Annotated in this window: 6 protein-coding genes and 1 pseudogene; all 7 read right to left on the bottom strand. The window is 37.8% G+C overall.

Annotation, left to right across the window (positions count from 1 at the left end):
• Nucleotides 1–133: pseudogene (locus tag G6W43_RS10885) on the bottom strand (hypothetical protein); the annotation flags it as partial.
• A gap of 260 nt (nucleotides 134–393) precedes the next feature.
• Nucleotides 394–1,032, bottom strand: a complete 639-nt coding sequence (locus G6W43_RS08345) for an HAD family hydrolase (protein ID WP_103616587.1) — start codon at nucleotides 1,030–1,032, stop codon at nucleotides 394–396.
• A 72-nt stretch (nucleotides 1,033–1,104) separates the two neighbouring features.
• On the bottom strand, nucleotides 1,105–2,118 hold the full coding sequence (locus G6W43_RS08340; RefSeq protein WP_194169578.1) for an OmpA family protein: 1,014 nt from the start codon (nucleotides 2,116–2,118) through the stop codon (nucleotides 1,105–1,107).
• 155 nt (nucleotides 2,119–2,273) lie between these two features.
• A complete protein-coding gene (gene rpsI, locus G6W43_RS08335; protein ID WP_194169577.1) occupies nucleotides 2,274–2,663 on the bottom strand; it encodes a 30S ribosomal protein S9 in 390 nt (129 codons plus the stop codon).
• A gap of 2 nt (nucleotides 2,664–2,665) precedes the next feature.
• Nucleotides 2,666–3,094 carry a 50S ribosomal protein L13 gene (rplM, locus tag G6W43_RS08330; RefSeq protein ID WP_002939292.1) on the bottom strand — a complete coding sequence of 143 codons (429 nt, stop codon included), beginning with the start codon at nucleotides 3,092–3,094 and terminating at the stop codon, nucleotides 2,666–2,668.
• An 80-nt stretch (nucleotides 3,095–3,174) separates the two neighbouring features.
• Nucleotides 3,175–5,994 (bottom strand): RecB-like helicase, encoded by a 2,820-nt coding sequence (locus G6W43_RS08325; protein WP_194169576.1) that lies wholly within the window; start codon nucleotides 5,992–5,994, stop codon nucleotides 3,175–3,177.
• A complete protein-coding gene (locus G6W43_RS08320) occupies nucleotides 5,991–8,336 on the bottom strand; it encodes a PD-(D/E)XK nuclease family protein (RefSeq protein WP_194169575.1) in 2,346 nt (781 codons plus the stop codon). Before G6W43_RS08320 ends, G6W43_RS08325 begins: the two co-directional genes overlap by 4 nt.
• Between the last annotated feature and the right edge of the window lie 121 nt (nucleotides 8,337–8,457).

The following is an 8,457-nucleotide window of genomic DNA, read 5'->3' as shown; positions in this document are numbered from 1 at the left end:
CATCCACGCTTGATTTAGTATCGCTTGTATTTATAACAAGTGCTATATCGCCATTTTTAAGTCTATCTTCGACGTTTGGTCTGCCCTCGCTTATCTTATAGACAAACTCAGCCTCCACGCCAGCTTCGATTAAGTGCTATGTCTATAAATTCTGGCTCCTTTTCGATACCAACAAAATCTCTAACTAATAAATTCTAATACGAGCATATTAGTTGGCATATTTTGTTAGCAAATTTATCTAGATTAATCAAATAGTAGCAGGTATTCTTGATATGAAATTATAAAATTCTTTTTGGTCTATCAAAACATTTTGTAATAAGTTAAAACAAAAATTTATGAATAAATTTACGTTTAAATGATATCAGACTCAGGAGCCTTAATAAACTTTAACTATTATGCTTCTTTGATAAAGCTGACAGCCTCATGTGGGTTTGCAAATATATGCTCGCTAAACTGCCTCAAGTCAAACTCTTTACCATATCCACATGTAAGGCCAACACCCGTTACAAGAGCAGCTTTAGCAGCCTTTAGATCCATGATAGTATCGCCAACCATAAACGCATTATCTTTTTCTTTGTCTAGTCTCTTTAAAGCTAAATTTATAGGTTCTGGATCTGGTTTTGGATTAACGACATCATCTCGTCCGACAACCGTTTTTATAAATTTCATAACGCCCAAATGTTCAAGTAAAATAATAGAAAATTTTGATGTCTTTGTCGTAACAACACCAACATCAGCAAACGTGCTAGCTTCTTTTAGAGCATCCATAGCATGCGGTAAAAGCACAGTCTCATCTAAATAGATCTTCTCGTAGCAAGTTTTATACTCTTTTACATAGTCGGCAAGCAAATTTTTATCTGCACCGAGTTTTTCAAACATTATTTCAAGCGGATATCCTACTAGAGATTTTAGTGCATCATGATCAGGCTCTTTCTTGTCGTGAGCTAAAAACGCCGCATCAAAGCCTTTTAAAATAGCAGAAGTAGAGTCTATAAGTGTGCCATCTAAGTCAAAAAGTATAGTTTTTTTCATGATAATCTCCGCAGAAATAAAAAAGGGCTCAGCCGAAGCCAAGCCCTAAAGAAGTAATTTTAAATAAAAAAATTATTTATTGAAAGTAGCTTCAACACGTCTGTTTTGAGCGCGACCTTCTTTAGTTTTGTTTGTAGCGATTGGTTTAAGTTCGCCGTAACCAACTGTAGAAATTTTAGCTTTTTCTACGCCGTAACCAGCAAGAACCTCAGCCACTGCTTTTGCTCTTTTTTCAGATAGTTTTTGGTTGTAAGCTTCTGCACCTACGCTATCAGTGTGACCAGCAAGTACAACTTTATAATCTGGGTGTTCACCCATAAAGTCAGCTACTTTTTTGATCTCAGCTGCATATTTTGGTCCAACTTTGTAGCTATCAAATGCGAAGTTAACATCTAGGTCTCTAAGAACGATAACTTTCTCGCATCCTCTTTCGTCAACAACTACACCAGCTGGAGTGTTAGGGCATTGATCGATATCATTTGGCACGCCATCATTGTCATCATCAAGAACTGGAGCTGGAGCTGCTGCTGGAGTTGCTGGAGCTGCTGCTACAACTGGAGCTGCTTTTGAATCAAGACCGATGCCAAAGCCTAGTGAATAGAATAGGTTGTGATCAGCATGCTCAAATTTGATAGCGTCTCTAGCCTCTGCTTTAAGAGCAAATCTATCAGTTACTTGGTATCTTAAACCAAGACCATATTGACCAAAACCGCCATCTTCGTTTTTAACAAAAATAGCTGGAACATCTTCATAACCAGCACCGATTAAACCATATAGGCTAACTGGTCCAAAATCAACGATATTTTTTACAAGGTTAGCGTGGTATCTAAGAGCTCTACCCTCTCTTACAACGTTGCCTGTTCTCTCTTTTAATTTTTGAGAGTAATCAACACCAAGTTCAACTTGGTCAAAGAAGAAATCTTCAAGGTTTCTAGCCGCTCTAATACCAACAAAATTGTGGTCTTTTACACGTAGATTTCCTTCTGGATGAACACCACCGATAGTTGGAGTGATCTCATAGTTGTATGCTGCGTTAGACGCAAAAACCGCTGTTGCGGCAACCATAGCTAAAACAATCTTTTTCATAATAGAATTCCTTTCAAATAGGGATTTTTAATGTTGACTATAATTTTACCTAAATAAAAATAAATCAACTTTAAATTATAATCAAATTCTTAATGTAAATCTGACAATTTACATAACCTAAATTTTGCAAATGCAAAAGCACTTGCAAAAAACCATTAACGTTTAGAGAATTGTGGGCTTCTTCTAGCCTTTCTTCTACCAAATTTCTTACGTTCAACAACACGAGAATCTCTAGTTAGCAAGCCTTTTGGTTTAAGTGCCGCTCTAAAATCAGCATCCATATCAGCTAAAGCACGTGAAATGCCGTGTCTTAAAGCCTCAGCTTGTGCTGAATAACCGCCACCTAAAGTTGTAGCTACTACGTCCATTAAACTCTCTTGTTTTGTTACTAAAAGTGGTTGAATAACTTTAAGCTTGATAGCCTCGTGACCGCCAAGCCAAGTGTTAAGATCCATACCATTTACTACGATTTTACCGCTTCCGGCTTTTATCCAAACCTTTGCTACGGCAGTTTTTCTTTTACCAGTTGCATAAACTTTTGCCATAATTATTTTCCTTCTTTTTTAGCTATTTGTGCCGTATGAGGATGCTCACTGCCAGCATAAACTTTTAGTTTTTTTATCATCTCTCTTCCAAGTTTTGTCTTTGGAAGCATGCCACGAACGGCTAATTTAAATAGTTTTTCTGGCTTATTTGCTATCAAATCGCCAAATTTCTCGCTCTTTACGCTGCCAAAATATCCTGAGTGTCTGTGATAAAGTTTATCTTCAGCTTTGTTATTACCAGTAAATTCTACTTTAGAAGCATTTATGATGATAACATAGTCGCCACAATCTACATTTGGCGTGAAGCATGGTTTGTTTTTGCCACGAAGTATAGTTGCTACCTCAGTTAGCAATCTACCAAAGCGCTTACCAGCTGCATCAACTACGATCCAGTCTCGCTTAACTTCGTTTGGCTTTGTTATTTTTGTCATTTTCTTACCTTTGCCAAGTTAATTTTTGAGTTGTGATTGTATTTAAACAATGCTTTGACAAAGCTTAAATTAAGTAGCATTTAAACTTCAATATATGAAATTTTGCCTTCAAGTGCATAGAAGATGACGGCGATTATACTATGTTTTTCATAAAATTTAGCGAGCGCATCTTTATACTCTTTTACCTGCTTTTTGTTCTCTTCTATATTTTTATCTGTCGTTTTATAATCAATCACGCAAATTTCACGCTCATTAAAGCAAAAAAGATCCATCTGTTTTAGCTCATTTTTTACTTTAAATGGCTGCTCTTTATAAATTTCTTTGCCCTTTATGCACTCTATAAATTTTGGCTCTCTTATAAGCATTTTTGCCCTAGAAAAGGCATCCTCAAGTGCTTCAAGTAGCAAAAATTTATGAAATTTATTTAGCATCAAATTTTTAGCTTTTTCTAGTGAAATTTCATCAAATTTCTCGCTCATCTCAAGCAGATAGTGAAACGCCAGACCAAAATATATCGCACTTAAGTTTTTACCACTCGTCTTTTGCTCTCTTGCCTCTACCTCTTGCCTCTCTATCTTTAAAATTTCAGGCATTTTCTCATCTTTTTTTGCCTCTTTTTGCTCGCTCTTGCTAGGTAAAATTTTGCCAAAACTAAACTCTTTTAGATCAAGATAGTCATTTGCTTCGCTCTTGTCACTTCTTGTGTAAAATGAAAAAAAGCTTGGGCTACTTCCGCTTGGGACGGCTTGCTTGATGATGATGAGCGACTTTGTGGCTCTTGTGAAAGCGACGTAAATTTTATTGATATTTTCTTGCTTTTCAAGCTCTTTCATCTGCTCTAAAACGCTTGCATAGTCGCTATCAAAATTCTCTCTGCCTGAAATTTTACTCTTTACGATCCATTCGCCATTTTCGCTGTATTCGGTGATGAAATTTGAGTCATCACCCCTGCCCTTGCCCATCATGTCGCAAACTATGACGTGAGCGAATTCTAGCCCCTTTGACTTATGCACGGTCATCACTCTCACGCCGTCGCTACTTTTTGGACTGATTTTAGAGCTAAAATTTTCAAGGTTAAATATAAAATCACTTAAGTTTTTATACCCCGCGCTTAGCTCAAATAGCCTCAAGATATCAACATCAGCCATGCTTATGCCTAAATTTTTAGCTAGGTAAAATAGGCTATTTGTAGCGCTCTCTTCTGGTTTTATATTTAGCTTTTTGACATTTGCATTTACTAGCGCTTTTACATTTTTTTCATAAATTTCTTCTTTAAAGAGGCAAAATTTCGCATACTCGATGATCGCAGCGACAAGTGGTGTTCTTTTTAGCTCCAAAGTGCCTTCATTGACGCTTTTTATCCCTGCGCTACTAAGCACTTCTGAGATGAGGCTAATGTCGCTATTTTTCCAGCAAAGCACGGTTATATCGCTTGCATTTACGCCAGCTTTTAAAAGCTCACTTGCCTGCGAAACGACCGCACCTGCGATATCTTCATCACTTAGCACACGCAAGTAACCGTAGTCATCTTTTTCTACTTCAAAATAGTCGCACTCGCCGCTTACCTCGTAGCTTAGCGTCTCATCTTTTTTAGCGGGCTCTTGTGGCTCAAAACTAAGCCCATATCTATGATAAATTTCTTCAAAAACGGCGTTATTAAATTTCACCAAAGCCTTCAAACTTCGGTAGTTGCTTGGCAAATTTTCTATATCTATCTGACTAAAATCATCTCCGAGCTTGTCAAAAAGCTCCTTTTTGCCACCCCTAAATTTATAGATGCTCTGCTTCGTGTCGCCCACGTAAAAGAAGCTTCCAAGTCCGTTTTGTCCGTATCCAGAGACGATTTCAGCGATGAGCGGCAAGATGATCTCATACTGGATCACGTTTGTATCTTGAAACTCATCGACTAAGAGGTGATTTATCCTGCCATCGAGTCTAAAGTAAAGCGCCTCTTTATCCAAATTTTGCACCAAAAGCTTAAAAACCAGCTTGTTTATATCAGCAAAACTTAGCGCATTTATCTCTTTGTTTAGCTCTAAATTTGACGCCTTATAAAGCTTTAATAGCTTGCTAAAGCCACTTAGCCTATACTTTTCGACCTCTAAAATGTAGTTTTTCGCTGCCTCTTTTAGCTCATTAAAGAGCCTATCAAGCTCTGGGGTGTAAATTTTGCTAAAAGTGCGGTAGTCTAGGCTTTCTCTAGCAAAAACCTTGCTCTTAAATAGCTCAAATAAATTCTGCTCGCCAAATGTCTTTTTAGCCACATCGCTAGCGCCATTTTGCAAGGCTATATGCTCATTTATCGCCCTTTGCGCCGCCCTTACCTTGCTATCATCTGGATAGCTTGCACCACTATCTTTTAGCTCGCCGCCAAAGCTTTCATAAAATTTCGCCAAAGTCTGCGAAAAGCTAGCCTCCTTTTGGCTTGAAATGATCATCATTAAGGCAAGCTCGCTAAGAAGTTTTTTATCCTTGCTCGCCTCTTTTACAAATTTTTTCCACGCCAGATCTTGCAGGCTATCTTGCACGCTGTAATCAGGGCTAATGCCTAAATTTTGGCTAAATTTCTTCAAAATCCCAGAGAAAAACGCATCAAATGTATAAATTTTTAGCTCACTTTGCAAAAAGACGCCAAGGCGCTCATCTCGCCTTTTTATCGCCTCATCTTGGCTTATATCAAGCTCCGCGCACACCGCTTCAAGCTCGCCCTTTTTGTTTTGCAAGTCCAAAAAAGTAGCGATTATGCGCTCTTTCATCTCGTTTGCTGCCTTTTTTGTAAAAGTTAGAGCGACGATCTCGTTTATATTTTCGCCTCGAAGCACCAAAGCGATGTAGCGAACGCTCAGCGCAAAGGTCTTACCGCTTCCAGCGCTTGCTTTTAGGGCTAAAAAATTTTTCATAACTCTCTCCTACAAAGTGTGACATATTCGCAAAATGCGCAAGCACCGCTCTTTCTTTCAAAATTTATCTTGGTTTTGTTTATGGTTTTTAGCTTTTCTATCTCGCCGCTTAGATCCTCTACGCTTTTTTTCGAGCTAGCTAAGCTAGGCTCGTTTTTTAGGGCATAGTAAGCACTTCGCACCTCTCCGCCGTAAAGTGCTTCGTAAAATGCAAGCTGGAGCGAATTTACATTTGCATCGCCCGTTTTATAATCAAGTATAAGTACGTCGCCGTTTGCGCCAACGTCGATCCTATCGATAAATCCCTTTATCTGCACGCCGCAAAACTCGCTTTGCATCTCTTTTTCGCACTCAAGCACCCTAAAACCGGTCCTTAAACGCTCGTTTTCATAAATTTCATACTCTTTAAATTTATGCGTCCAAATTTCAAACTCAAGTGGCGTAAGGTTTTGCTTTGCTAGCATCTCTTTAAAAACGGCTAGATCAAAGGTGTTGTTTTGCTTATAAAACTCACTCGTATAGTATTCAAAAAGTGCGCTATGAACGCTATTTCCTTGCTTTGTGCCAAGCTCACTTGCAATAGCTTTTGGCGCATCTATGTGAGCTATTTTTATGTAGTAGTATTTTCTTGGGCAGGTTAGAAATAAATTTAGCGTCGAAAACGAAAGTGGGTTTGCGAAGAAATCATGCTCTAAAATAACCTCATCATCACTCAAATTTAAACTCGCCTCTCCTTTTAAAAATAGCTTCAAATATGCCTCGTCGCTAAATTTTTCATCTTTTATAGTTTTGAAATTTTTTAAAAATCTTGAAGGTATGCTCTCCTCATTTACACAGCAGCTTATCGCCACTTTTTTGGCGTTATTTATGAGACTTTCGTAGTAAAATCTCTGCAAATTTTCACGCTCAAGGTAGCTTATAAGCCCTGCTTTTTGCCTCACTTTTGAGTTTAAAAACATCTCATTTGCGCTTCTTGCCGGGATAAAACTATCATTAAAATCAACTATGATAACGCCATCAAATTTCATCCCGCGGCTCTCTAGCATGCCCATGACGCTGATCTTTCCGCCACCCACATCATCGATGCTTAGGCGCGAGATATTTAGCAAGAAAATCTCACTTAGCTGCTTTAGGCTAAAGCTAAAATACCTGCATAAATTCTCCATCCTAAAAAGCTCAAGTGCGAGCTTCTCTTCGCATCTTGGCTCATTTTCAAGCACCAAAAGCTCATCCATTAGCTCTTTAAATTTGCTAAATTCACACGCCTCAAAATAGCTAGCCTTAAATTTCTCAAAAAGCTGCTCACTCACGCCAAATTCGCTCAGAATAAAGCCAAGCTCCTCGTAGCTCTCACACTTGCTTTGATCAAAAACTGGGCTTGCCTCTTCGTTGATCGCTCTTGTGATGTAGTAAAGCGCTTCATAAAATTTTGTATTTTTAAAGCTCTCACCCATAGCGTAGTTAAAAATTTTAGCGCTATCATGAAGCCTTAAAATCTCACTAAAGCCCTCATCTGGCAAGATGACAGCGATATTTTCAGGCTTTATGCCCTCACGCACAAACTCACTAGCCTTCGCCATAGCATAAGCGCACTGCAAGCTTCTTGTGGCGAAATTTCTCACTAAAACTGGCTCAAATTTTGTGATATTTTCTAAGCAAGTTAGCTCATTTGTATTTAAATTTAGCTCATATTTTTTATAGTTTTCAAACTCGCTAATGGCAGAAATTTGCCTTATCTTTTCTATTAGTTTTTTATTAAAAATGCCGGTTTGAAAGATGATCTTTAGCGTTGTTAGTTTTGAAATTTTCTCTAAAATTTCCCACTCAAACTCGCTTAAAATGCCATCAATGTGCAGTGAAATTTCACTAAAACTTTTTATGTAAGCTTCATTTATCGAGTAAATTTTTGGCAGGGTTATATCATCATAAAGATCCTCTTTATCAAGCAAGCTCTCATACTCTTTTAAAACCGCTTCAAGTATGCTTAAATGCTCCTCAAAATCAGCGTAAATGTCGTTAAATTTGATCTCTTTAATGCTCTTTTTGCTAATAGCTAGCTCTTTAAAAAACGAAAAAAGATAGTCGTTGTTTTTCAAAAACTCAAAAAACTCAGTTGGGATTTTAAGCACCGAGTTTGCCTCTTTGACGCTGGCACAGGCTCTGTTCATAAGCACCAAAGCGTAGGTGCTATCGCACTCAAAGCGGCCATTTACAAAAACGGCCTTTTTATAAAACTCAGCGATACTTAAACTTTTTGGGATTAGCTCGTCATTAAAACTAGCGTTAAATTCCCTGATCTTACGCGAGTTTGTAAAGACGAAAAGTTGATTTAGATTGCGCATTTTTCTCTCTTAAATTTTTAAAAAATGATAGCCAAAAGCTGATAAAAGAGCGCTTTTTCTCACTTAAGCTAAGCTTTGAAAATTTTTCTAAATTCATTAAAAATTTAAGCCTTAAAGTGCT

The organism is Campylobacter concisus, from assembly GCF_015229965.1.
Lineage (GTDB): Bacteria > Campylobacterota > Campylobacteria > Campylobacterales > Campylobacteraceae > Campylobacter_A > Campylobacter_A concisus_BD.
The sequence above is the reverse complement of the archived record's forward strand: the minus strand, read 5'-3'. Positions and strand labels throughout refer to the sequence as shown.